General features: G+C 63.0%; 23 protein-coding genes, 1 pseudogene and 1 riboswitch. Of the genes and pseudogenes, 17 read left to right on the forward strand and 7 right to left on the reverse strand.

The features are described from left to right. Positions 1–49 precede the first annotated feature (49 nt). Both AC07SZ_RS00405 and purD read left to right on the forward strand, forming a co-directional pair. A complete protein-coding gene (locus AC07SZ_RS00405) occupies positions 50–871 on the forward strand; it encodes a phytanoyl-CoA dioxygenase family protein (RefSeq protein WP_056564061.1) in 822 nt (273 codons plus the stop codon). Positions 872–1,024: 153 nt separating this feature from the next. Further along, positions 1,025–2,302, forward strand: a complete 1,278-nt coding sequence (gene purD, locus AC07SZ_RS00410; protein ID WP_494912966.1) for a phosphoribosylamine--glycine ligase — start codon at positions 1,025–1,027, stop codon at positions 2,300–2,302. A gap of 17 nt (positions 2,303–2,319) precedes the next feature. Here the strand turns inward: purD and AC07SZ_RS00415 are convergent, their stop codons facing one another. Together AC07SZ_RS00415 and AC07SZ_RS00420 are read right to left on the reverse strand one after the other, a co-directional pair. Next, complete coding sequence (locus tag AC07SZ_RS00415; RefSeq protein WP_494912967.1) at positions 2,320–3,417, reverse strand: glycoside hydrolase family 25 protein; 1,098 nt, start codon at positions 3,415–3,417, stop codon at positions 2,320–2,322. Positions 3,418–3,662: 245 nt separating this feature from the next. Then, positions 3,663–5,102, reverse strand: coding sequence for a caspase family protein (locus AC07SZ_RS00420; RefSeq protein ID WP_056564045.1), 1,440 nt, complete (start codon positions 5,100–5,102; stop codon positions 3,663–3,665). 430 nt (positions 5,103–5,532) lie between these two features. Between AC07SZ_RS00420 and AC07SZ_RS00425 the strand changes: the two genes are divergently transcribed. Further along, positions 5,533–6,633: an autotransporter domain-containing protein gene (locus AC07SZ_RS00425; protein WP_246738848.1), complete on the forward strand. Its 1,101-nt coding sequence runs from the start codon at positions 5,533–5,535 to the stop codon at positions 6,631–6,633. Positions 6,634–6,699: 66 nt separating this feature from the next. On the opposite strand, the gene AC07SZ_RS00430 is transcribed toward AC07SZ_RS00425, so the two are convergent. After that, positions 6,700–6,936, reverse strand: coding sequence for a hypothetical protein (locus AC07SZ_RS00430; RefSeq protein WP_056564040.1), 237 nt, complete (start codon positions 6,934–6,936; stop codon positions 6,700–6,702). 212 nt (positions 6,937–7,148) lie between these two features. Here AC07SZ_RS00430 and AC07SZ_RS00435 point away from each other — a divergent pair, with 212 nt between their 5' ends. Then, on the forward strand, positions 7,149–8,918 hold the full coding sequence (locus AC07SZ_RS00435) for an acyl-CoA dehydrogenase family protein (protein ID WP_494912968.1): 1,770 nt from the start codon (positions 7,149–7,151) through the stop codon (positions 8,916–8,918). Between the two features lie 19 nt (positions 8,919–8,937). Continuing rightward, entirely contained in the window at positions 8,938–9,687 is a 750-nt protein-coding gene (locus AC07SZ_RS00440; protein ID WP_056564031.1) for a crotonase/enoyl-CoA hydratase family protein, read from the forward strand. Between the two features lie 7 nt (positions 9,688–9,694). Here AC07SZ_RS00440 and pdxH read toward each other — a convergent pair whose 3' ends face one another. Beyond that, positions 9,695–10,312: a pyridoxamine 5'-phosphate oxidase gene (pdxH, locus tag AC07SZ_RS00445; RefSeq protein ID WP_056564028.1), complete on the reverse strand. Its 618-nt coding sequence runs from the start codon at positions 10,310–10,312 to the stop codon at positions 9,695–9,697. 40 nt (positions 10,313–10,352) lie between these two features. On the opposite strand from pdxH, the gene AC07SZ_RS00450 reads away from it, so the two are divergent. The 4 genes from AC07SZ_RS00450 to AC07SZ_RS00465 all read left to right on the forward strand — a co-directional run bounded on the left by AC07SZ_RS00450 (position 10,353) and on the right by AC07SZ_RS00465 (position 13,407). Further along, positions 10,353–10,814, forward strand: coding sequence for an RT0821/Lpp0805 family surface protein (locus AC07SZ_RS00450; protein WP_494912969.1), 462 nt, complete (start codon positions 10,353–10,355; stop codon positions 10,812–10,814). Between the two features lie 100 nt (positions 10,815–10,914). Then, positions 10,915–11,844 carry a DnaJ C-terminal domain-containing protein gene (locus tag AC07SZ_RS00455; RefSeq protein ID WP_494912970.1) on the forward strand — a complete coding sequence of 310 codons (930 nt, stop codon included), beginning with the start codon at positions 10,915–10,917 and terminating at the stop codon, positions 11,842–11,844. A 105-nt stretch (positions 11,845–11,949) separates the two neighbouring features. After that, positions 11,950–12,768: an enoyl-ACP reductase FabI gene (fabI, locus tag AC07SZ_RS00460; RefSeq protein ID WP_056564020.1), complete on the forward strand. Its 819-nt coding sequence runs from the start codon at positions 11,950–11,952 to the stop codon at positions 12,766–12,768. Between the two features lie 51 nt (positions 12,769–12,819). Beyond that, positions 12,820–13,407, forward strand: coding sequence for a histidine phosphatase family protein (locus tag AC07SZ_RS00465; RefSeq protein ID WP_056564018.1), 588 nt, complete (start codon positions 12,820–12,822; stop codon positions 13,405–13,407). 10 nt (positions 13,408–13,417) lie between these two features. Here the strand turns inward: AC07SZ_RS00465 and AC07SZ_RS00470 are convergent, their stop codons facing one another. Beyond that, a complete protein-coding gene (locus AC07SZ_RS00470; protein WP_056564015.1) occupies positions 13,418–13,678 on the reverse strand; it encodes a DUF1344 domain-containing protein in 261 nt (86 codons plus the stop codon). 184 nt (positions 13,679–13,862) lie between these two features. Between AC07SZ_RS00470 and aroC the strand changes: the two genes are divergently transcribed. Both aroC and ribB read left to right on the forward strand, forming a co-directional pair. After that, positions 13,863–14,969, forward strand: a complete 1,107-nt coding sequence (aroC, locus tag AC07SZ_RS00475) for a chorismate synthase (protein WP_056564013.1) — start codon at positions 13,863–13,865, stop codon at positions 14,967–14,969. Positions 14,970–15,069: 100 nt separating this feature from the next. Then, the gene (gene ribB / locus AC07SZ_RS00480; protein WP_056564010.1) at positions 15,070–16,170 is read left to right on the forward strand and encodes a 3,4-dihydroxy-2-butanone-4-phosphate synthase; all 1,101 of its coding nucleotides are present in this window, start codon (positions 15,070–15,072) and stop codon (positions 16,168–16,170) included. Positions 16,171–16,225: 55 nt separating this feature from the next. On the opposite strand, the gene AC07SZ_RS00485 is transcribed toward ribB, so the two are convergent. Further along, on the reverse strand, positions 16,226–17,449 hold the full coding sequence (locus AC07SZ_RS00485) for an MFS transporter (RefSeq protein WP_056564008.1): 1,224 nt from the start codon (positions 17,447–17,449) through the stop codon (positions 16,226–16,228). A gap of 119 nt (positions 17,450–17,568) precedes the next feature. Here AC07SZ_RS00485 and AC07SZ_RS00490 point away from each other — a divergent pair, with 119 nt between their 5' ends. Together AC07SZ_RS00490 and AC07SZ_RS00495 are read left to right on the forward strand one after the other, a co-directional pair. Further along, a complete protein-coding gene (locus tag AC07SZ_RS00490) occupies positions 17,569–18,177 on the forward strand; it encodes a TetR/AcrR family transcriptional regulator (RefSeq protein ID WP_056564005.1) in 609 nt (202 codons plus the stop codon). A gap of 91 nt (positions 18,178–18,268) precedes the next feature. Beyond that, the gene (locus tag AC07SZ_RS00495) at positions 18,269–19,252 is read left to right on the forward strand and encodes a hypothetical protein (RefSeq protein WP_494912971.1); all 984 of its coding nucleotides are present in this window, start codon (positions 18,269–18,271) and stop codon (positions 19,250–19,252) included. Between the two features lie 86 nt (positions 19,253–19,338). Here the strand turns inward: AC07SZ_RS00495 and bluB are convergent. Beyond that, positions 19,339–19,998: pseudogene (bluB, locus tag AC07SZ_RS00500) on the reverse strand (5,6-dimethylbenzimidazole synthase); the annotation flags it as partial. A 49-nt stretch (positions 19,999–20,047) separates the two neighbouring features. Then, positions 20,048–20,227: riboswitch (cobalamin riboswitch) on the reverse strand. Positions 20,228–20,348: 121 nt separating this feature from the next. On the opposite strand from bluB, the gene AC07SZ_RS00505 reads away from it, so the two are divergent. From AC07SZ_RS00505 to AC07SZ_RS00520, 4 genes are all read left to right on the forward strand, one after another. Continuing rightward, on the forward strand, positions 20,349–21,275 hold the full coding sequence (locus AC07SZ_RS00505) for a histone deacetylase family protein (protein ID WP_056563999.1): 927 nt from the start codon (positions 20,349–20,351) through the stop codon (positions 21,273–21,275). A 3-nt stretch (positions 21,276–21,278) separates the two neighbouring features. After that, positions 21,279–21,530 carry an exodeoxyribonuclease VII small subunit gene (locus AC07SZ_RS00510; RefSeq protein ID WP_056565628.1) on the forward strand — a complete coding sequence of 84 codons (252 nt, stop codon included), beginning with the start codon at positions 21,279–21,281 and terminating at the stop codon, positions 21,528–21,530. A 106-nt stretch (positions 21,531–21,636) separates the two neighbouring features. Beyond that, entirely contained in the window at positions 21,637–21,903 is a 267-nt protein-coding gene (locus tag AC07SZ_RS00515) for a DUF2277 domain-containing protein (protein WP_010914875.1), read from the forward strand. Between the two features lie 40 nt (positions 21,904–21,943). Further along, entirely contained in the window at positions 21,944–22,864 is a 921-nt protein-coding gene (locus AC07SZ_RS00520) for a pirin family protein (RefSeq protein WP_494912972.1), read from the forward strand. Positions 22,865–22,880: the final 16 nt, after the last annotated feature.

A 22,880-nucleotide genomic window follows, 5' to 3' on the forward strand; every position in this document is an offset into this window, starting at 1 on the left:
GAATAAGTGATCGTTGCGATAGTCGTCTCGATCCTGAAAGGAGGACACAATGGCTTCCCAGACTGCTGCCCACGCAATCGACACCGATATCATCGACGCGGATATAATTGCCGACTACCAGCGTGACGGCGCGGTCTGCATTCGCGGCGCCTTCAAGGGTTGGGTCGACACGATTGCCGCCGGCATCGAGCGCAATATGCAAAACCGCAGCGCCACCGCGTCCGACATCGCCAATGGCAAGGGCAGTTTCTTCGACGATTACTGCAACTGGGAGCGTATTCCCGAATTCGTCAGGGTGGTGCGCGAATCGCCGGCCGCCGAACTGGCGGCGGCGGTGATGCAGTCGCGCACCGCGCAGTTCTTCCATGATCATGTGCTGGTCAAGGAACCCGGCACCCAGAAGCCGACACCCTGGCATCAGGATATCCCCTATTATTTCGTCGATGGCCAGCAGACGGTGAGCTTCTGGATCCCCATCGACCCGGTAAAGGAGGCGACGCTGCGCCTGATCGCCGGCTCGCACAAATGGGACAAGATGATCCTGCCTGTGCGCTGGCTCGACGACAGCAATTTCTACGCCGGCGAGGGCGACTACCTGCCGGTACCCGATCCCGACAACGATCCGTCGATGAAGGTTCTTGAATGGGAGATGGAGCCAGGCGACGCCATCTTGTTCGACTTCCGCACAGCGCACGGCGCGCGCGGCAACCCGACCGCGGCACGGCGCCGGGCGCTGTCGCTGCGCTGGGTCGGCGACGATGCCCACTATGTCGAGCGGCCGGGCCGCACCTCGCCGCCCTATCATGGTCACGGCATGCAGCCGGGCCAGAAATTGCGCGAGGACTGGTTCCCGGTGGTTTTTCCCGCCTGAAGCGGGCTGGAAAATCGGCGGCGATGGCCGGCGCCGGGTTTCGGCCGGGATAACGTTCCCGTGTGCAATTTTGATCAAAACACCCTGATGTCTTGACCCGTCGCCCGGAGAGCAATAGCGGGTGCTCTCCAGGGTTTGCATCAAGAGGTGGCCATGAACGTTCTTCTTCTCGGCTCCGGCGGCCGCGAACATGCGCTTGCCTGGAAGATCGCCGCTTCGCCGCTGCTGACCAAGCTCTACGCGGCCCCCGGCAATCCGGGCATCGGCAGCGATGCCGAGCTGGTGAAGCTCGATATCACCGATCATGCCGCCGTGGCCGCCTTCTGCCGGGAGAAAGAAATCGACCTCGTGGTGGTCGGCCCGGAAGGGCCGCTCGTCGCCGGAATTGCCGACGACCTGCGCGCGGAAAACATCCGCGTCTTTGGGCCTTCGAAAGCCGCCGCGAGGCTGGAGGGTTCGAAGGGTTTCACCAAGGATCTCTGCGCGCGATACAACATCCCGACCGCCGCCTACGGCCGTTTCGGCGATCTGGCCTCCGCCAAGGCCTATCTGGAGAAGACTGGTGCGCCGATCGTCATCAAGGCCGACGGGCTCGCCGCCGGCAAGGGCGTTACCGTCGCCATGACGCTGGACGAGGCGCTGGCGGCACTAGATGCCTGTTTCGAGGGATCCTTCGGCGCCGCCGGCGCGGAAGTGGTGATCGAGGAGTTCATGACCGGCGAGGAGGTGAGCTTCTTCTGTCTCTGCGACGGTACCACCGCACTGCCCTTCGGCACGGCACAGGATCACAAGCGCGTTGGCGACGGCGACGTCGGCCCCAACACGGGTGGCATGGGCGCCTATTCGCCGGCCCCGGTGATGACGCCTGAGATGGTCGAGCGCACCATGCGCGAAATCATCGAGCCGACGATGCGCGGCATGGCCGATCTTGGCGCGCCCTTCGCCGGCATTCTCTTCGCCGGGCTGATGATCACCGACAAGGGGCCGAAGCTGATCGAATACAACACCCGTTTCGGCGATCCGGAATGCCAGGTGCTGATGATGCGGCTGAAGGACGATTTGCTGGTGCTGCTCAATGCCGCCGTGGACGGCCAGTTGGCGCACACTTCCATACGCTGGCGCGACCAGGCGGCGCTCACCGTGGTGATGGCCGCGCGGGGCTATCCCGGCACGCCGGAAAAAGGCTCCGTCATCCGCGGCGTCGAGCAGGCGGCGGGCGAAGGCGCCCAGATCTTCCACGCCGGTACCGCCATCAATGGCGGCGCGCTGGTTGCCAATGGCGGCCGTGTCCTCAATGTCACGGCAACCGGAGCCACGGTCCGCGAGGCACAGGCGCGGGCCTACGCCGCGCTCGACCGGATCGACTGGCCGGACGGATTCTGCCGTCGCGACATCGGCTGGCAGGCCGTGGCGCGCGAGCAGGCGAGCTGAAATTAGGGCGTAGCGGCCTATTGCTGACCGCGGTCGATTTCGGTCGAAGCGGTGCTGACCGGATCGGCCCCGGCGAAAGCGGCGTCGAGCTGCTCGGGTGAACGCTGTTCGGTTCGCTTCCAGGCGACATATTGCACAATGCCGAAGCCCGGCCTGCGCGGCACCGTCTTCACCACAGGCATGTGGAACCCGTCGCGGAATTTCGACCAGCGCGAACCGAGCACGGCGACCATTTCCTCGAACGTCGGAGGCGTTGCCACATCCGCATAGATCAGGGTCGCCTTGCCCGCGAGCGCTGCCTCGCGCGAGAGCGGCACCGGCACGCTGGCAAGATAGTCTGATGGCACGTCGATCAGCCCGCCAAACGGCCATTGCTGGCGCAGCGTGGCGGCATCGGTCGGCGCGACGTTGACGTCGATATCGTTGGGCGTGCCGGCAACCCTGTAGGGGCAACGGAAGCGGCCGCAATTGGCCTGCGCGGAAAATTGCCAGAGCGCATAGCCTTGCCAGTTGCCCATCGGAAAATGCACGTCGATATCAGGCCTGTAGCGCGCGTACCAAAGCGGCAGCCGCGACAGAAGCCGGTACTTGTAGCGATTGTCGGCGATGTACTGGGCCGTCTTGCCGTTGGTATAGAGCACCGGGAAGCGGCCCATGCGCCGATGCACCTGGCGCACGAACTCCTCGGCATCGTCGAGCGACATCCACTGCGAGGGATCGTTGCCCTCGAGGTCGAGAACCATGAGATCGTCCGGCGCGGGATCGGCAAAATCGAGGAAATTGTTCGCCTGCTCGACCGGATTGCCGGGGCGGGCCAGGTGATAGGCGCCCCACTTCATGCCGAGCGCCTTGGCCACGACCCGGCGCGTCTGGAACAGTTCGCGGGTCACCGCATGGCGTTTCCACAGCGCCTTGCACAGCTTCACGTCTGTATCGCTGCCAAAACAGAAATAGGGCGGCGGCATGCCGTCGGAAGCCTTGTTGATGAATCCGACGATGCGCTTGTCGGTGGCAAGTTGCGCCCAGTCGATGGAATTGTATTCGTAGGCATCGACCACCAGGGCGCGGTCGGCATTCTTCCACGGCTCGGAGAAATCCGAAGCCTGTGCCGCCATCGACAGCCCCAAGGCCGCCGCGAAAGCCAGAGGCGTCAGTGCGTGTCGCCAGAAAATATACAGAGGTTTCAGAGAAGCGGCATGCTCAGGGAAAAAGGGTCTGGCGAGCGTTGGCACAGCGCTCTTTGAACGGCGATGGAAACGCCTTTGCAATTTCAAAACAGGGAATCCCGGTTGATCAAAGGCAAATCCTGAACCGTCATGGTTAAGGAATGCTTCTCGATGCTGGGGCAGCCCGTGCCAGATTAGAACACACCGCCAATCCCAATACCGCCACTGATGTCGGGAGGGGGCGCGGCGGGACGCGACGATGGCGATCGTGAGGGCGTGGAGGCCTTTCGGCTCGGCGCTCCCTTTTTGCGCAGAGCGGTGTCCGAGGCGACCTTCGCCGGTTTGACTTTCACGATGACCGGATCCTTGCAGACGCGGCCGGAGTGCAGGAAGAGATCGCCCAGAAGTTCAACCGTTGGCTCGGTCGCCGACGCGGCCCGCTTGGTGTTCTTGTAGTAGGTGTTGAGAGCCTGGACCGAGTGCTTGCCCCAATCTCCATCGACCGTCATGCGATAGCAGCCCAAGCGGCGCAATTCCGTCTGGATGTTGCGTGCGAGGTCGGTCGCTTTCGCAGGGTCCGGCTCGCCTGCCGACGTGCCGACGATCAATGTTTCAAGACCGGAAACCACGCTTTGCCGGGCTCCTTCAAGGCTGGCAAGCTGCGTACCTGCCGGTTCCGGTGAAGCGCCGGGCGGGACTGAAATCTCGGCCGATCGCAATGTCTGTCCCACGATAAGCACGGCGGTCTGCAGGTCGTTGGAAGCAAGCTCAAGCTGCAGTTTTTTCTTGGCGGCCGGGTCCGACAGAATGCGAGACAGGCTAGCGCTCAACTGAGCCGGGTCGAGCTCTTGTTGCTCGGTGAAATAGAACTGCTCGCGAAGGTTCGACTGGTCCCACGGAACCTGACGACCTGCGGTGAGTGCCTCTGTCTCGTTGCGAACGCGGATCATCATATCCGAGATGCTGAGCCCGGGAATCTCAACATTCCTCAACAGGGCCGTGGTAAAGGGGCTGTTGTCTCCCGAGCCATCGGCCGTGATGTTGCCTGGCTGGGTCGCGAAGGCGACAAACGTGTTTTCGCCCACTTCGACCTGGGCAAGGCCATCCATGACGCTGGCGCCCTTGCCGACCGGGTTGTTGCGGCAAGCGTCGAGAAAAATAAACGTCTGCCTCTCCCGGTTGGAAAACTTTGCGATCACGTCGTTTAGCCTGATCGCGCCCGCGGTCAGTTTTTCCAGGGTTTCAGGATCGGGTGTATCGACGGGCAGGAGATAGTTCTCTCCCTGCAACTGAACGCCGTGACCGGCGTAGAAGATCACCACGGCGCTGGCGGTTGCGAGTTTGCTGTCGGCGCTGTCGAAGAGCTTGGCAAACCCGTCCGACGAAAGGTCGAGCCCCGTCAGCACGTCGAAATTCAGCCTCTTCAGACTCTCGGAGAGTTGTGTGGCGTCGTTTACCGCATTGGTCAGATGTTGAAGGCGGGCGCTTTGGTAATGCGAATTGCCAATGATGATGGCAAGCCGCTTGCTTGGCTTTGATGCAAGCACTTCCTCGACCGCGGCTTGGGCGGCCATCGAACCGAAAAACACGACCAGCAGAACTGCAGCGAAGTGCCGGAAGAAACTGTGGGTCATGTCACGGGCTCGTTTCAGCTGCGACAACGTTCGCGCCGTCGAAGTGTCCGTCCGGCTGATGCGCCGCCCCCCTTGGGCGCCGGAAACCCGTATCTCCGAAGACCGCTGAATTTTACACCACAAACCGCCTCAAAGAAAGGGCGAGGGTCTCGCGACCCGCGTTTGATCGGCCAAGCGGGACGGCGCTGACCATCGTCTTATAAGCGCTTCAAAAGACTCGTTTGGCAAGGACCGCGGCCGCGCCGGCATGCGCAAGCCGATTCGACGCTCGAAGCCATATCTTCCCAGGGCATAGCCTGTTATAATCACCATAGTGCAGTCGCAGTATGTTGAGCGCGCACGCTGAGGCTGGATGGATATTTTGAATATCGTCGGCGAATTGCATCCCTGATTATTATTGTCTTACTTGTAATAAAGAGGGGAAATGACAATGACAGCAAAGAAATGGTATCTTGACCCCGTCAACGCGATTGCGCTCTCGATCGGTGCCCTGGCCGTCCTCCTGCCTTCCAAGGCCGCCGCCTGCATCTTCGTTGGCGAGGGAACTGTTCTGTCAGGGCAGTGCTATCTCAACGGCATAGCCAATGGCGCGGTTGTCGACACGTCCCTGGATGCGCTTCTGAGTGTTGTCGATAACGCGATCGAGTCGGATGTCGGCTCTGCGAGCGGCCCCGCGCAAGCTCTGTCGGCGCCGTTCGGCGTCTTCGCTTCGGGCCAGTTGGCGCACACGAAGCACGACGGCTTCACGATTTCACAGGGGCCGACCGTGATTACCGGACCGGACTTCGACGTTGACGAATTTTCCGCCGCGGTCAGCGTGGACTTCAATGCTGCAAAGCACTTCGGTTTCGACAATGAGCACGGACTGAACCTGGGGCTGTTTGGCGGTTATGCATCGGCCAGCGTAGACGCCAATGCGTTCGGTTTCTTTCCTCCCAACGGCGAAGCCACCAACAGAAGCGGTATGTTCGGCGGTTATGGGCTCTATCGTCGCGGCACCAGCTATATGCTCGTGGCGGCATCGGCGTTCCTCGGCAACACCGATGTCGAAAGCACAGGCCTTGGCTCCGGCACGTATGACACACAAGGCTACGCCGTGACGGGATCGGTCGGCCACATCTTCAACTTGACCGATCGGGTGCGCTTCGATCTGCGTGGTGGATTGCTTGGTGTTAGTTTCACCGGCGACGAGTACACGGACAGCTCTGGCGTTTCGTACGGAAAAAGCCGCCTGTCATTTGGCGCAATCAAGTTCGAACCTGGAGTTTATGCAGATTATCAACTCGGAAACGGTATGGTGATCAGCCCCTACGCGCGAGCCGATCTGCAGCAGCGCTTCGGCTATTCAAACACCGCGAGCGTATCCGGTATCGAGAGTGACTTCGAAGATGCGGACTTCTCGGCGGCGGTGTCGGCAGGCTTCAATCTGAAAATGTCCCAATCGACCACCCTCAGCAGCGAGATCCGGGGCAAGTGGTCCCAAGACAGTTCAACCGTCAGCGGCAAGCTGGGTGTAAAGATCGCCTTCTGAACATGGACGACCAGATGATCGTTTCGGTCGCCGGCAACGCAAGATGCTCGGCGGGCGGTTATGCGGCTAGCGCCGGATGCCGGGCGGAAATTCAAACGGGTCGGGCGCGGGCTCCTGCTGCAGCGTGCCTTCGGCGGCGCGCTTGCGGTGGTGGGCCAGCGAGCATTGCGGCGAGCACAATATGCCGCGATCCGACCAGTAGGCCGCACCATGTTCCAGCCTGCCCTCATGATACCAGAATCCGGGTGCGCGATAAGGCAGGCCGCATTCGATGCAGCGGTAGGCGTCGGGTCTGGCGAGCATGGATGTTCCGGTCGGCTGATTCTGGTCTGTCGCCGGTCGATTTGATCCGGCTTCGACGGAATTTAATACAGGCCGGCGCGATTGCAAAATCCGCGTGACAAAGTTTGACGTTTACGTAAAAAGACGATGGGAGACCGCCCAAAGGCGGATGGTTTTGTGGCGGCACTGGCTCTAGGGTCGGCGAGGCCGATGCATCAGGAGGATCGAACGGCATGTATCGGGCACCGGTCGAGGATATCGCCTTTACGCTGAAGCACGTGGCTGGGCTCAAGCAGGGGCTCGATGCCGGCGCATTTGGCGATCTCAGCGAGGATCTGGTCGATGCCGTTCTTGGCGAAGCAGGCCGTTTCGCCACCGAGGAAGTGGCTCCCCTCTACAAGATCGGCGACGAACACGGTGCGGTGCTGAAGGACGCTGCCGTCACCACGCCGCCCGGCTGGAAGGAGCTCTATCGCCGCTGGATCGATGGCGGCTGGAACGCGCTGTCCGGGCCCGAGGAATATGGCGGCCAGGCGCTGCCGACCCTGCTCGGCGTCGCCGCGCTAGAAATGTGGAATTCGGCCGCCATGGCCTTCGGCATCGGCCCGACGCTGACCATGGGCGCGGTCGAAGCGCTGGACAAGCATGCTTCGGAAGAGCTCAAGGCAAAATATCTCGAAAAGCTCGTCTCCGGCGAATGGATGGGCACCATGAACCTGACCGAGCCGCAGGCGGGCTCGGACCTCGCTGCCTTGCGCGCCCGCGCCGAGCCTGCCGGCGACGGCACCTACCGCATCTTCGGCCAGAAGATCTTCATCACCTATGGCGAGCACGATTTCACCGACAACATCATCCATCTGGTGCTGGCGCGGCTGCCCGATGCGCCTGCCGGGACGCGCGGCATCTCGTTGTTCCTGGTGCCGAAATTCCTGGTCGGCGACGACGGCTCGCTCGGCGCTCGCAACGATGTCTTCTGTTCCGGCCTCGAGCACAAGCTCGGCATCCATGCCTCGCCGACCTGCACCATGATCTATGGCGATGGGTTCCAGGGCGCCAAGCCCGGCGCCATTGGCTGGCTGATCGGCGAGGAGAACAAGGGCCTCGCCTGCATGTTCACCATGATGAACAATGCCCGCCTGGCCGTCGGCATGCAGGGGGTCGCCGTCGCGGAAGCCGCCACCCAGAAGGCGGTCGCCTATGCCAATGAGCGCCGCCAGGGCAAGGCGGCGGATTACGCCGGCGCCGGCATGGCGCCGATCGTTCACCACCCCGACGTGCAGCGCAATCTCTTGACCATGAAGGCGCTGACGCAGACGGCGCGGGCGATCAGCTATTCCTGTGCCCATGCGATCGACATGGCGCGGGTCTCGGACGGTGACCAGGCCGGGCATTGGCGTGATCGTGCCAATCTTCTGACACCGCTGGCCAAGGCATTTTCGACCGATGTCGGCGTCGAAGTGGCCTCGCTCGGCCTCCAGGTGCATGGCGGCATGGGCTTCATCGAGGAGACGGGCGCGGCAGCTCTCTACCGCGACGCGCGCATCGCGCCGATCTACGAGGGCACCAACGGCATCCAGGCGATCGACTTGGTCACCCGCAAGCTGCCGCTCGGCGGCGGGGGGCATGTGCATGGCTTCATTGGCGAACTGGCTGTGGCCGCCAACGCCGTGCGCACCTCGAACCTGCAGGGTTTCGGTCGCACCGCGGATGCGCTCGACGCAGCACTCGGCGATCTGACGCAGGCGACGCGTTTCCTGCAAAAACTGTCGGCGGACGGTCGGGCGGAGGAGGCGCTGGCGGGTGCGACGCCTTATCTCAGACTGATCTCGCTTGCCGCCGGCGGCGCCTATCTGGCGCGCGGCGCTCTTGCCGATCAGGGCCGCATCGGCCTTTGCCGCTTCTTTGCCGAAAACCTGCTCGGCGAGACGGGTGCCCTGAAAGGGCGTGTTGTCGATGGCGCGGAAAGCCTCGTGGCTGCCGGCAAGACGCTGATTTCAGCCTGACGTTCACAAGGAAAACACTGTGACAGACCATATCCTCGTCGAGCGCCAGGGCGCCATCCAGATCATACGCATGAACCGCCCGGACAAGAAGAACGCACTGACGCGCGCCATGTACGCCAAGATGTCGCAAACCTTGGCCTCGGGTGACGCCGATCCGGCGATCCGCGTCCATGTGTTCCTCGGCGTGCCTGGCGCGTTCTCCTCGGGTAACGACCTTGCCGATTTCATGGTCGTGGCCACGGGTGGCGATGGCGGCACGGAAGTCTGGGATTTCCTGATGGCGCTGGCCAGGGTCGAAAAACCCATCGTCTCCGGCGTCGACGGCATCGCGGTCGGCATCGGCACCACGATCAACCTGCATTGCGACCTGACCTTTGCCACGCCGCGCACTGTGTTCAGGACGCCTTTTGTCGATCTTGGCCTGGTGCCCGAGGCGGGATCCAGCCTTTTGGCGCCGCGGGTCCTGGGGCAGCAAGGCGCGTTCGCGCTGCTTGGCCTTGGCGAGGGCTTTTCCGCCGAGCGTGCGAAGGCCGCCGGCCTGATCTACGACGTGGTCGAGGAGGCTGCGCTGGAGGCGTCGGTGCTGGCGGCTGCCGGCCAGATCGCGGCCAAGCCGCCGCAGGCGCTGAAGATCGCGCGCGATCTCATGCGCGGCTCGCGCGACGACCTCGTCGCGCGCATCGGCGAGGAAAGCGAGCATTTCCGCGAGCGGTTGAAGTCGGACGAGGCGCGCGCGGCGCTCACGGCGTTCATGACAAGGAAGAAGTAGCAATTCCTCAGGGATAGAGCCGCGTCTTGTCCCAGCCGCCCTTGGCGTTGCGTGAAAAGACCACCCGGTCATGCAATCGGAAGGGTCGGTCGTGCCAGAACTCGATCGTCTTCGGCACGATGCGGAAACCCGACCAGTGTCTTGGCCGCGGAATCTCGCCGATGGCATAACGCGCCGTGTATTCGGCGACCGCCTTCTCCAGCGCGAAGCGGCTTTCGAGCGGCCGTGACTGTTTCGATGCCCAGGCACCGATGCGGCTGCCGCGCGGCCGCGTCGCATAATAGGCATCGGCCTCGGCGTCGCTGACGATCTCCACCGGGCCGCGAATGCGTACCTGGCGGCGCAGCGATTTCCAGTGGAAACACATCGCCGCCTTCATGCTGCCAAGAATCTCCTGGCCCTTCGCGCTCTCGAAATTCGTGTAGAAAACAAAGCCGCCTTCATCGAACCCCTTGAGCAGCACCATCCGCACATCCGGCATGCCCTCGGCATCGACGGTAGCCAGCGCCACGCCATTGGCGTCATTGATCTCGCTCTTGGTGGCGTCGTCCAGCCATGCGGCAAAGAGGCGAAACGGCTCGGCCGCCTCGGTAAAGTCACTGCTTGTTAACTCTGTGTCACTCATAGTTTTTCTCAAATTGTCACGAACCGGGGGAGGTTGCCGATTGTCGCGTATCGCGCAAGCTTTTGACAGCAGGCAATGGAGCGTTATCGCTTCGGCCAGCGCGAAAGCGGCGATCGTGGCAATCGCCCTGCCACTTGTTGGCTGTGGCGCAGGTGGATTCAGCCTGGAAAAAGCCGAAGTCGACCGCTCGATCCTGACCAGCAGCACCTCGGCTTCATCCGCCCCCGCCGATTCGGATCGCGACTCCGATCAGACGACGATCGGTAATGCGGTGTCCTCCGCCGATATCGAGCAACTCGGCGGCCAGGCCGTGCCGTGGGCGAATGCCGGCACCGGGTCGCGTGGCTCCATCACCGAGCTGGCGGAGTTGAAGGACAGGGGGCGGACGTGCCGCCGCTTCAAGGCCTCACGCGAAAGCTTTGACGGCGTTGCCATGTTCGAGGGTGAACTGTGCCTCGCCGGCGCCGGCGGATGGCGCATGCAGGGCTTCAAGGCGCTCTGACTTTCCGCTTTTGATATGACGGTCCGCCACTGGAATTTCTTCCTATGCGAGCGCATATAGGAGGCAAGTATGGACTCAACTCTTCTCCAGGGCAGAACGCATGCGCGACCCGTATGAGGTGCTGGGCGTTGCAAAGAACGCATCGGCCAAGGACATAAAATCGGCGTACCGGAAACTCGCCAAGAAACATCATCCGGACCAGAATCCGAATGATCCCAAGGCGAAGGACCGTTTTGCCGCGGCCAATCAGGCCTATGAGATCGTCGGCGACGAGAAGAATCGTGCCGCTTTCGATCGCGGCGAGATCGATGCCGACGGCAAGCCGCGCTTCCAGGGGTTTGAGGGCGCCGCCGGTGGTGGCGACCCCTTTGCAGGGTTTCGCCGCCAGCAAGGGGCCGGTGGTTCGCGATTCGAATTCCGGTCAGGGCGCCCGGGCGGCGATCCTTTCGACGGCAACAGCGATATTTTCAGCCAGATTTTCGGCGACGCCTTTTCCGGTGCGCGCGGCGCGGGCGCAGGCGACCGTCGCCAGCCGGCGACGGCGGCCGATCTGAACGTCACGCTCGACATCACCATCGAGGAAGCGGCAAACGCCGAAAAGGTGACGGCGATGTTTCCCGATGGCCGCAAGGTGGCTGTCAAGCTGCCGACCTTTGTCGAGGATGGTCAGACCATCCGGTTGAAGGGGCAGGGCGAGCAGGGGCCGGGCCAGCCTGGCGACGCGCTGGTCAAGATCCATATCCGCCGTCACCCGCGCTACCGCATGGAAGGCCGCGACCTGCATGCCGATCTGCCGGTGCCGCTGGCGGATGCGGTGCTGGGCGCCAAGGTACCGGTCGAGACGCCGACCGGCCGGCTCGCGGTCAACGTTCCCGCCTGGTCGAGTTCGGACAAGGTGCTGCGCCTGAAGGGGCGGGGTCTCCCGGAAAAAGCCGGCGGCCATGGCGACCTCTACGCCCATGTGCGCATCATGCTGCCGGAAGGCGGCGACAGCGCGCTGGAAACGCTGTTGCGCGGCCAAAAAGGCTGATCCGGCGCTTTTGTCCCCTGAACTGTCCGGTTTGAGCGCTTGAAGGGGCAGTGTGCCTGTGCGATAGGCACTCCACAAAGCACAAACCTTGCGGAGAGCGCTCACATGGCGGGTGGACAGGGCCTGATGGCCGGCAAGCGCGGCCTCATTCTTGGCGTCGCGAACAACAGGTCGATTGCCTATGGCATCGCCAAGGCCTGCGTTGATCATGGTGCCGAAATCGCGCTGACCTATCAGGGCGAGGCGTTCAAGAAGCGTGTCGAGCCGCTGGCGGCGGAACTCGGCGCCTTTGTCGCCGGCCATTGCGACGTCACCGACCCGGCGAGCCTCGACGAGGTTTTCGCCAATGTCGCCAAGCATTGGGGCAAGCTCGACTTCCTCGTCCACGCGATCGCTTTTTCCGACAAGGACGAGCTGACCGGCCGCTATGTCGAGACGACGCGCGACAATTTCCTGCGCACCATGGACATTTCGGTCTATTCCTTCACCACCATCGCCAAGCGCGCCGAAGCGCTGATGACCGATGGCGGCTCGCTGCTGACCCTGACCTACTATGGCGCCGAGAAGGTGATGCCGCACTACAACGTCATGGGCGTCGCCAAGGCCGCGCTCGAGGCTAGCGTGCGTTACCTCGCCGTCGATCTTGGCGCCAAGAAAATCCGCGTCAATGCCATCTCCGCCGGGCCGATCAAGACGCTGGCCGCCTCCGGCATCGGCGACTTCCGTTACATCCTGAAGTGGAACGAATACAATTCGCCGCTGAAGCAGACGGTCACGCAGGAAGAGGTCGGCGATTCCGGCGTCTATTTCCTGTCCGACCTGTCGCGTGGCGTCACCGGTGAAGTGCATCATGTCGATTCCGGCTATCACGTGGTCGGCATGAAGGCGGTCGACGCGCCCGATATTTCGACGGTCAAGGATTAATCCCTCCGCTCCTCCTCCGCCCAGGCCCTGGCCCGACCTCCGGAAGACCTGATGTACCCGCTGGTTTATATCGTGCGCCACGGCCAGACTGCGTGGAACGCCGAGTTCCGGCTTCAGGGCCAGGCCGACACCGACCTCAATGCCCTTGGCCGCGAACAGGCAACCGGAAACGGGCATCGGCTGGCCCAACTTGTCGGCGATGTCAGGGATTTCGATTTCGTCGCCAGCCCGATGCGGCGGACGCGCGAAACGATGGAGCGCATCCGCGCCGCGATGAAGCTCGATCCGCTCGCCTATCGAACCGATGTCAGGCTGGTTGAGGTCAATTTCGGCGATTGGCAGAGCTTTACCTTTGCCGAGCTCGAGACGCAGTCTCCCGGAGCAAGCCGGTCACGTGCCCTGGACAAATGGAATTTTCAGCCACCCGGCGAGGGGGCGGAAAGCTACCAGATGCTGCTCGAACGGGTGAAGCCTTGCTTCGACGAACTCGATCGCAGGACGATCTGCGTGACGCATGGCGGCGTCATGCGCACCCTGTTCCGCTTCGTGCTTGACATGGCCGAGGACGAGGCCGCGAACCTGGAGATACCGCAGGATCGCGTGCTCAAGCTCGAAGGGCATAGTCTGGAGTGGCTTTAAGCCGCCTGAGCTAGTTCGTGTCGCTGTCCGGCAACTGCATATCGGTCACGACATTCTCGCCATTGGTCACATCGTAAGCGATTACGATGTCCATGCCCGGCTTCAGGGAGTCGAGATCGGTTTCGGCGTTCAGCTTGTAGGATTTGCCGTCGTCCAGCGTCAGCGTCAGCGCATCCTTGTCGATCTTCTTGATCAGGCCCTCGGTCTGTCCGGCGAAGGCGGCGGTGGAACAAAGCAGCATGGCGGCAACAGCGCCAATCAGGGTACGCATGATTGTCCTCTTTGGTCATTGCGCCGGCACTGTGGCGGCGGATCCTCAACGGCGGATGGAAGAAAGCAGAAACCAGCCGAATGTGTCAAAACTTAAACGGCGGGGATGACAGTTTGACCACCGCAAAAAACGCCAATAGAAGGCAGGCTTCAACCGGCTCGACTGCCGGGCAGGGCAGTTTTCCATGTCTCACAACACGTTCGGCCACCTTTTCCGCGTCACCACCTGGGGCGAAAGCCATGGGGCAGCGCTCGGCTGCGTGGTCGACGGCTGCCCGCCGGGCATCCGCTTCACGCGGGATGAAATCCAGGCCGAACTCGACAAGCGCCGGCCGGGCCAGTCGCGCTTCGTCACCCAGCGCCGCGAGCCAGACGAGGTGAAGGTGCTGTCCGGCTTCGTCCTCGACGGGGACGGCCAGACGATGATCACCACAGGCACGCCGGTCTCGATGCTGATCGAGAATGTCGACCAGCGTTCGAAGGACTATGGCGAGATCGCACGCCAATACCGGCCAGGCCATGCCGACTACACCTATGACGTCAAATACGGCATACGCGACTATCGCGGCGGCGGCCGCTCCTCGGCCCGCGAGACGGCCGCGCGCGTTGCCGCCGGGGCGCTTGCCCGCAAGGTCGTGCCGGGCATGGTGGTGCGCGGCGCTTTGGTGTCGATGGGCGAGAAGTCGATCGATCGCGCCAACTGGAACTGGAATTTCATCGGTGATGCCGAGAACCCGTTCTTCACCCCCGATCCCGCTTCTGTTCCCGTCTTCACGCAGTATCTCGACGGCATCCGCAAGGCCGGTTCGTCAGTCGGTGCTGTGATCGAAATCGTCGCCGACGGCGTTCCGCCAGGTCTCGGCGCCCCGATCTACGCCAAGCTCGACCAGGACATCGCCTCCGGGCTGATGTCGATCAATGCCGTCAAGGGCGTCGAGATCGGCAACGGCTTCGAGGCCGCCCGTATCACCGGCGAACAGAATGCCGACGAGATGCGCATGGGCAATGACGGCAAGCCGGTGTTCCTGTCCAACAATGCCGGCGGCATCCTCGGCGGCATCTCGACCGGACAGGCGATCATTGCGCGCTTCGCAGTCAAGCCGACTTCATCGATCCTGACGCCGCGAAAGTCGATCGACAAGGACGGCAACGACGTCGAGGTAATGACCAAGGGCCGCCACGACCCTTGCGTCGGCATCCGCGCCGTGCCGATCGGCGAGGCGATGGTTGCCTGCGCGATCGCTGATCATTATCTGCGGCATCGAGGACAGACGGGGAAGGGAGGGGGATGAGGCGGTAGGGCAGTATGTTACGCTGCCTGCCGAAACAGCCAAAACCCTCCCTTTCCCAACTGCCCTATTCCTTACTGCCCTGCGAGCCAAGCGAGCGCCCATGCCTTACGATCAAAAGAAGATTGTCGAAGCCATCCGAGCCTTCGAACGTGGCGAGATCGTCGTCGTCATGGATGATGACGGGCGCGAGAACGAGGGCGACCTGATCGTCGCCGCCGTCCATTGTACGCCCGAGAAGATGGCCTTCATCGTGCGCAACACCTCCGGCATCGTCTGCACGCCGATGCCGCGCGAGGAGGCCAAGCGGCTCAACCTGCAGCCGATGGTCGCCGACAATGATTCCGCCCACACCACGGCCTTCACCGTCAGCGTCGATTTCAAGCATGGCACGACGACAGGCATTTCGGCCGACGACCGCACGCTCACCGTGCGCAACCTCGCCAACGGCAATGTCGGCGCCTCCGATTTCGTCCGCCCCGGCCACATCTTCCCCCTGATCGCGCGCGAAGGCGGGGTGCTGATGCGTTCGGGCCATACCGAAGCAGCCGTTGATCTCTGCAAGCTCGCCGGCCTGCCGCCGATCGGCGTCATTTCCGAACTGGTCAATGACGACGGCACCGTCAAGCGCGGCCCGCAGGTGCAGGCTTTTGCCGAGGAGCATGGCCTCAAGCAGGTGTCGGTCGCCGACCTCATCGCCTATCGTCAGCGCAAGGAAACGCTGGTCGAGCGCGTCGCCTGCTCCGATATCGACACGCTCGGCGGCAAGGCACAGGTCTTCACCTACACGCTGCCGTGGGACACGATGCATCACGTCGCTGTCGTTTTCGGCGACATCCGCGACGGCGAGGACGTGCCGGTGCGGCTGCATTCCGAGGATGTGGTGACCGACGTCTTCGGCCCTAGCCATCGGTTGGACGGCATCATGAAGGCGATGGGCGAGCGCAAGCGAGGCGTCATCGTCTATTTGCGCGAGGGTTCCGTCGGCGTCGCGCATCAGGAACGCAAACGGCCTGCAAGCGGCGACCGCGAGGATCATGAAGAGGCCCGCCGGCGCGAGAACGAATGGCGGGAGATCGGCCTCGGCGCGCAAATCCTGAAGGACCTCGGCATTTCCTCGATCAACCTGATCGCCTCGCGCGAGCGCCACTATGTCGGCCTCGAAGGCTTTGGCATCCACATCGCGAAGACCGAGATTCTCTAGGCCATGTTGATATTCAGGAGGTCGGCCTGACGTGAATCTCGACATGGCCAGGCTGTCACTCGGCCGGAACGGCAGCGGCGTCGCATTCCTCCAACTCGCATTTACGGGTGGCAAGGCTGCGCTGGCCGAGCAGCACGGTGGCAAGCGCGATGGTGCCTGCCGCCACTGAAACCCAGAACCCGCTCTGGGCGCCGAATGCGTCCACCACGGCGCCGGCGGCGAAGGAGCCGAGCGCCATGCCGATACCGATCCCCGTGGTCACCCAGGTGATGCCCTCCGTCAGCATCGCTTCCGGCACATGCCGTTCGATCAGGCCGAATGCCGTGATGAAGGTCGGCGAGATGGCCACACCGCTGATGAAGACGGTGAGTGCCAGAAGGGGCACGGTGCCGGCGGTGAGCGGCAGCAGCGTGCTGACCGCGATGACGGCTACCGCGATGGCCAACTGGCGTTGCAGCGGTGTTTTCAGATTGAGCGCGCCGACAATGATGCCGAGCACGAACGACCCCAGCGCGTAGACGCCAATGACGAGGCTGGCGGCGCCGGGTTGGCCAAGTTCCTTGGTGATAGCCACGGTGCTGACTTCCGTCGTCGCGAAGGTGGCGCCGATGAAGATCAGGGCGAATGTGATGATCTGTACCGGGCGCAGGCGAATTGCGGAGCCGCTCGAGCCTGCACCCATTGGCCGCACTTGCGGCTCGGTCGAGCGCTGCAGGATGAACGCCGTCGAGCCCAAGGCAAGGAACAGCGTGCTCGCCAGCATGCCCGCTTCCGGGAACAGGGCGGCACTCAAGCCCACCGACAGCGATGCTCCGGCGATGTAGACCAACTCATCCGCCGCCGACTCGAAGGCGAAGGCGGTGTTCATCTCGGGCCGACCGCGGAAAAGCTCGGTCCAGCGTGCGCGCACCATCGCCGGCATGCTGGGCATTGCGGCGGCCAGCAGAGCCGACACGAACAGCGTCCAGACTGGCCAGTCCTGATTGGCCGACGCAATCAGCGTCAGGAATGCGAGCACGGAGATGATTGTGGTGGGCACGACGATCCGGGTCTGGCCAAGGCGGTCGACCAGTCTTGATATTTGCGGCGCCAGGAAAGCGTTGGCCAATGCGAATGTCGCCGAGACAGCGCCGGCCAGCCAGTATTCGCCGCGCGTCTGTGACAGCATCGCCACGATGCCGATAGGCGCCATGGCGATCGGCAGGCGCGCCAGGAAACCGGCGGCTGCGAAGCCTTTGGCACCGGGTGCGCGAAAGATCTCTGAGTAAGGGTTTTGCATGATCCGGTTCCTCGACAAAGGGCGATCTGACAATTACATACGGAGCGTATGAGAACTAGATAGATCATACGCGGCGTATGTCAATTGGCATACGGGGCGTATGTAAGTAGGGCCAGAAGATGCACAGACCCCGCAAGGAGATGATCGCCGAGACGCGCGCCAAGCTGATCGCAGCTGCGCGCCAGGCCTTCGGGACGATCGGATATGCCGAAGCGTCGATGGATGATTTCACGGCATCAGCCGGACTGACGCGCGGCGCGCTCTATCATCACTTCGGCGACAAGAAGGGACTGCTGGAGGCGGTTATCGCCGAAATCGACGGCGAGATGGCGGCTCGGGTGAACGAGGTCGCCTCGAGAGCGCCGACCCGCTGGCAGCGTTTCGTCGACGAATGCACCACCTATATCGAGATGGCGCTGGAGCCGGAAATCCAGCGCATCATGTTCCGGGATGGCCCGGCTGTGCTGGGCGATCCGGCGCAATGGTCGAATGCCAATGCCTGCGTTGGCTCAATGACCGATCACCTGACAGCGCTGCAGGGGGAAGGGGTGGTCGTCCCGGGCGTCGACCCTGAAACGGCCGCACGCCTTATCAACGGGGCGAGCAGCCAGGCGTCGCAGCGGATCGCCAATTCAAACGACCCCGAAGCCACGTCGAGGAAGGTGGTGTCGGCGTTCAAGCAACTGCTTGAGGGGCTGCTCAAGGAGCCGGGTCCGCAATCGAACTGAAGTCCCTTCTGCGGCCTGGTGCCCGCTCATGATTGACAATCCGCGGGGTGAGCGCATGCTCCCTAGCCATCTCTGAGGGGAGATTCGGGGCATGTGGGATTTCGATATCGGCAGGTCGGTGTCCATCATGATGCGGACCTGGCCTTTCATTGTCTTTCGCATGATCGTCTATTTCGGCATCACGCTGGCCTACATCATGGCGACCGGCACGGGCGCCTCGGTCGGCTATGGCGTCGGCCATATTTCCACCGATCCCGATGGACCGCTGTCCTTTGCCTTGTGGGGCGGCGTGGTCGGCTTCGGCATCGTCTCCATCGCCGTCTACTGGATCCGCGAATACATCCTCTACGTCGTCAAGGCCGGCCATATCGCCGTCATGGTCCACCTGATCGACGGCCATGATGTCCCTGACGGCCAGAACCAGATCGCCTATGCCCGGCAGGTCGTGACCGAGCGTTTCGCCGAGGCCAACATCCTTTTCGTCGTCGACCAGCTGGTCAAGGGCGCCATCCGCGCCATCACCGGCCTGCTCGGCGGCGTCGCCGCCTTTCTGCCCATTCCGGGCCTGAGCGGCCTGGTCTCCTTCATCAACACGGTGATCCGCCTGTCGCTCACCTATATCGACGAGATCATCCTCGGCTACAACATCCGCATCAACTCGTCCTCGCCTTTCGAAACCGCGCGCCAGGGCGTGGTTCTCTACGCCCAGAACGGCAAGACCATGGTCAAGAACGCCGTCTGGCTGGCGGTCATCATGTGGGGCGTGTCGTTCGTGATCTTCCTGCTGATGCTGGCCCCGGCCGGCGCCATTCTGTTCATGATGCCCGGCCAGCTCGCCGGCTGGGCCTTCGTGCTGGCCATCGTCTTCGCCTGGGCCTTCAAGGCGGCGTTCATCGAGCCCTTCGCCATCGCCTGCCTGATGCAGGTCTATTTCAAGACCATCGCCGGCCAGGTGCCTGATCCGGCTTGGGATGCCCGGCTGGCCGAGGCGTCATCGAAGTTCCGGGAACTCAAGGACAAGGCGCTTTCCTCCTTCGGCGGCTCGCGCTGGGGCACGGCCGGCGCGACGCGCTGATCAGCCGGGCTGGCCTGTGCGGTATCGACGGCTTTCAGGCGCGCCACCGCTGACTTGAGCGGTGCCTCGCCTTTCCCGCAAAAGGTCTCGCTCATGATCAGTTCGGGCAGGGGCAGGCGCCGGCCCCAGCCATGCGTTTCAAGGTCCGGTTTGGGCGCGAACTCGGAAACCCGGCCGACGCAGAGATAAGCAATCGGCGTTACATGGTCGGGAATGGAAAGCAGGCTTTTCAGCGCCTGCGCCTCAATGATGCTGACCCAGCCGACGCCGACGCCTTCGGCGCGTGCCGCCAGCCAGAAATTCTGCACCGCGCAGACCGTGCTGTAGAGGTCCATCTCCGGATTGTGCCAACGTCCCAGCGGCGAGCCCTTCGAGCGCTGTCGGTCGCAGGTGATGCAGATGTTGAGCGCGCTTTCGCAGATGCCTTCCAGCTTCAGCTTGCGGTAAAGCGCCTGCCGATCTTCCTCGATTTCTGGCAATTCCTGTTCTCGCGCGGCCAGGAACAGGTCGCGTACCTTCTCCCGTCGCGCGGCATCGCGGACGACGATGAAATTCCACGGCTGCATGAACCCGACCGATGGCGCGTGATGGGCGGCAAGCAGCAGCCGCGCCAGCACCTCATCGTCGAGAGGAGCAGGCAGGAAATGACTGCGCACATCGCGCCGCGTGAACATGGCACGGTAGACTGCGTCGCGCGCCATCTGGTCAAATCCGTCGCCGACAGGAGCGGTCATAGCATCCGGCATCGCTTGTCCCCTTGCGATTGCAAACCCATGTCCTCCGCCTGACCATGCGGATGACGGTGCCTGCCAGGCCGGTCTTCTGGCTCAGGATCAACCCGCGTCCGGTGCCTTCCCGTCATCGACAGTGGCATTTACCGGCGCGGTCCCCCTCACAGCGTTGGGCACGCCACGGAATTCAACCGTGTTCCCGATTCTCCCGCTTGCGGCGGGCACCAGGCAGTGAAGGCGACCTTATGCCGAAGCGTCCGCGCCGCCAATCCCCACAGCGACGCCAATGGACGCAGAAGCGATTTTCCCCAGCCATTGGGCCGCGACGCATGGCCATCGCGGCGTTGGGGCACTAGATAGGGACGATGGCCACTCGTCTCTACACGCATCCGATCTTCCTTGAACACATCACGCCCCCCGGTCACCCCGAGCGGCCGGACCGCTTGCGCGCCATCGAGCGCGTGCTTGACGACGAAGCCTTTGCCGAGCTTGACCGCGTCAAGGCGCCGGAAGGCGACGAGGCCACCATCCTTTACGCGCATCCGGCCGATTTCGTCGCGCGCGTGCGCGCCGCCATCCCCGACGAGGGCATTGCCCGCATCGATGCCGACACCACCGCCAGCCCGAAGAGCTGGCAGGCGGTGATAACCGCGATCGGCGCCGCCAACGCCGCCGTAGACGACGTCTTCGCAGGCCGCGCCGACAATGTCTTCGTCGCCGCCCGGCCACCCGGCCACCATGCCGAAAAGACCACGGCAATGGGCTTTTGCTTCTTCAACACGGCGGCGATCGCGGCCCGCTATGCGCAGAAGAAGCACGGCGTCGAGCGTGTCGCCGTCGTCGACTGGGATGTGCACCACGGCAATGGCACGCAGGATATTTTCTGGGACGATCCCTCGGTGCTCTATTGCTCGACGCACCAGATGCCGCTTTATCCTGGCACTGGCGCAAAGAGCGAGACCGGCGCCGGCAACATCGTCAATGCACCATTGGCGCCGCGGACCGGCAGCGAGGTGTTTCGCGATGCCTTCCTGTCGCGCGTCCTGCCGGCGCTCGACAATTTCGCGCCCGACCTCATCATTATTTCGGCCGGTTTCGACGCGCATCACCGTGATCCGCTGGCCGAGATCAACCTGACCGAGGACGATTTCGACTGGGCGACCGGCCAGCTGATGCAGCGCGCTGCCCGCCACAGCGGCAACCGGCTCGTCAGCCTGCTCGAGGGCGGTTACGATCTGCAGGGACTGGCATTTTCGGTCGCCGCCCATGTCGGGCGACTGATGAAAGGATGAATGATGGCTGCTGAGACCAACGAAGACGTCAAGGCGATGAGCTTCGAACAGGCACTCGACGCGCTGGAGAAGATCGTCGATGATCTGGAGCGTGGCGACGTGCCGCTCGATCAGTCGATCCGGATCTATGAGCGCGGCGAGGCCCTGAAGGCGCATTGCGACCGGCTGCTGAAGGCGGCCGAGGACAAGGTCGAGAAGATCAGGCTATCGCGCGATGGCAAGCCGGTGGGAACAGAGCCGCTCGACGCGGACTGAGGCCTGGCCGCGAACCATGGTCTTGCCTCACCGGTTTTTGGACACGATCATGATTGAAACTCGTCCCGATTGAAACAGCTCCAGGACAAGAGGAGATACGGAAGCGATGTGCAGAAACATCAAGACCCTGTTCAATTTTGATCCGCCGGCAACCAATGACGAAGTGCGCGACGCAGCCCTTCAATTTGTCCGCAAGCTGAGCGGAACGACGCGGCCCTCGAAACAGAACCAGCATGCGTTCGACCACGCCGTGGAGGCCATTGCGGCATCGGCGCGCGAACTTCTCGATTCGCTCGAAACCAACCAGCATCCGCGCAACCGCGAAGAAGTGGCCGCCAAACTGCGGGCAAAGGCGGCGATCCGCTTTGCCTGATGCCGCCAAGGCGGTTGCCGAACGCTGATAAGGAGAGTTCATGAGCTTCTTCCCGGGGAAAGACCCTGAAGCCGGCGACGCCTTTGCCAGCGACCAGATCGAACTGATGGTCATCCCGAACGCCAAGGACATTGGCGGCTTCGAGGTCCGTCGCGCTCTGCCGACCGCCAGGAGGCGGCTGGTCGGGCCGTTCATCTTCTTCGATCGCATGGGGCCGGCGATCCTGCGTGCAGGCCAGGCGCTCGACGTCCGTCCGCATCCGCATATCGGCCTGTCGACGGTTACCTATCTGTTCGACGGCAAGATCAGGCATCGCGATTCGCTCGGTACCGAAATGGTCATCCAGCCGGGTGACGTTAACCTGATGACCGCAGGCCGAGGCATCGTCCACTCCGAGCGTACGCCCGAGGAATTGCGCGGCGCGCCGATGTCGATCTCCGGCCTGCAGACGTGGCTGGCATTGCCGGACGGCAAGGAGGAAGTGGCGCCCGTATTCGAGAACACCGCTGCCTTGCGGCTGCCCGAGATCGATGCCGAAGGCGTCACGGGCCGCGTTGTGATCGGTGACTTCCAGGGACTGCGTTCCCCGGTACGGGCCGACGCCGACACGCTCTACGCCGACCTCAGGCTGGCGGCCGGCGCCAGCATAAAGATCCCGGCCGATGCGGAGGAGCGCGCCATCTACACACTGGAAGGCGAGGTCACGATTTCGGGTGACGTCTTCCCGGCTGAACGCCTGCTGGTGTTCCGGCCCGGCGACGAGATCATCGTGTCGTCGCACACCGGCGCGCATTTCATGCTGTTCGGCGGCGCCTCGCTCGGCTCGCAGCGCTACATCTGGTGGAATTTCGTCTCCTCCTCCAAGGAGCGCATCGAACAGGCCAAGCAGGAATGGAGGACGGGCCGCTTCGATATCGTTCCTGGAGACGAGAAAGAGTTTATTCCGCTGCCGGAGAACTGAGGAAAATCGGCGAGGG

The sequence above is a fragment of the Mesorhizobium sp. GW821-FHT07A06 genome (assembly GCF_059419085.1).

Coding starts and splice junctions, on each gene's coding strand:
- ribB (WP_056564010.1), top strand. CDS start 15,070: ATGCCTTACGATCAAAAGAAGATTGTCGAAGCCATCCGAGCCTTCGAA.
- AC07SZ_RS00435 (WP_494912968.1), top strand. CDS start 7,149: ATGTATCGGGCACCGGTCGAGGATATCGCCTTTACGCTGAAGCACGTG.
- AC07SZ_RS00430 (WP_056564040.1), bottom strand. CDS start 6,936: ATGCTCGCCAGACCCGACGCCTACCGCTGCATCGAATGCGGCCTGCCT.
- AC07SZ_RS00505 (WP_056563999.1), top strand. CDS start 20,349: ATGGCCACTCGTCTCTACACGCATCCGATCTTCCTTGAACACATCACG.
- purD (WP_494912966.1), top strand. CDS start 1,025: ATGAACGTTCTTCTTCTCGGCTCCGGCGGCCGCGAACATGCGCTTGCC.
- aroC (WP_056564013.1), top strand. CDS start 13,863: ATGTCTCACAACACGTTCGGCCACCTTTTCCGCGTCACCACCTGGGGC.
- AC07SZ_RS00465 (WP_056564018.1), top strand. CDS start 12,820: ATGTACCCGCTGGTTTATATCGTGCGCCACGGCCAGACTGCGTGGAAC.
- AC07SZ_RS00515 (WP_010914875.1), top strand. CDS start 21,637: ATGTGCAGAAACATCAAGACCCTGTTCAATTTTGATCCGCCGGCAACC.
- AC07SZ_RS00485 (WP_056564008.1), bottom strand. CDS start 17,449: ATGCAAAACCCTTACTCAGAGATCTTTCGCGCACCCGGTGCCAAAGGC.
- AC07SZ_RS00455 (WP_494912970.1), top strand. CDS start 10,915: ATGCGCGACCCGTATGAGGTGCTGGGCGTTGCAAAGAACGCATCGGCC.
- AC07SZ_RS00415 (WP_494912967.1), bottom strand. CDS start 3,417: ATGGCGGCACAGGCTTCGGATTTCTCCGAGCCGTGGAAGAATGCCGAC.
- AC07SZ_RS00420 (WP_056564045.1), bottom strand. CDS start 5,102: ATGACCCACAGTTTCTTCCGGCACTTCGCTGCAGTTCTGCTGGTCGTG.
- AC07SZ_RS00510 (WP_056565628.1), top strand. CDS start 21,279: ATGGCTGCTGAGACCAACGAAGACGTCAAGGCGATGAGCTTCGAACAG.
- AC07SZ_RS00490 (WP_056564005.1), top strand. CDS start 17,569: ATGCACAGACCCCGCAAGGAGATGATCGCCGAGACGCGCGCCAAGCTG.
- AC07SZ_RS00425 (WP_246738848.1), top strand. CDS start 5,533: ATGACAGCAAAGAAATGGTATCTTGACCCCGTCAACGCGATTGCGCTC.
- pdxH (WP_056564028.1), bottom strand. CDS start 10,312: ATGAGTGACACAGAGTTAACAAGCAGTGACTTTACCGAGGCGGCCGAG.
- AC07SZ_RS00405 (WP_056564061.1), top strand. CDS start 50: ATGGCTTCCCAGACTGCTGCCCACGCAATCGACACCGATATCATCGAC.
- AC07SZ_RS00495 (WP_494912971.1), top strand. CDS start 18,269: ATGTGGGATTTCGATATCGGCAGGTCGGTGTCCATCATGATGCGGACC.
- AC07SZ_RS00520 (WP_494912972.1), top strand. CDS start 21,944: ATGAGCTTCTTCCCGGGGAAAGACCCTGAAGCCGGCGACGCCTTTGCC.
- fabI (WP_056564020.1), top strand. CDS start 11,950: ATGGCGGGTGGACAGGGCCTGATGGCCGGCAAGCGCGGCCTCATTCTT.
- AC07SZ_RS00470 (WP_056564015.1), bottom strand. CDS start 13,678: ATGCGTACCCTGATTGGCGCTGTTGCCGCCATGCTGCTTTGTTCCACC.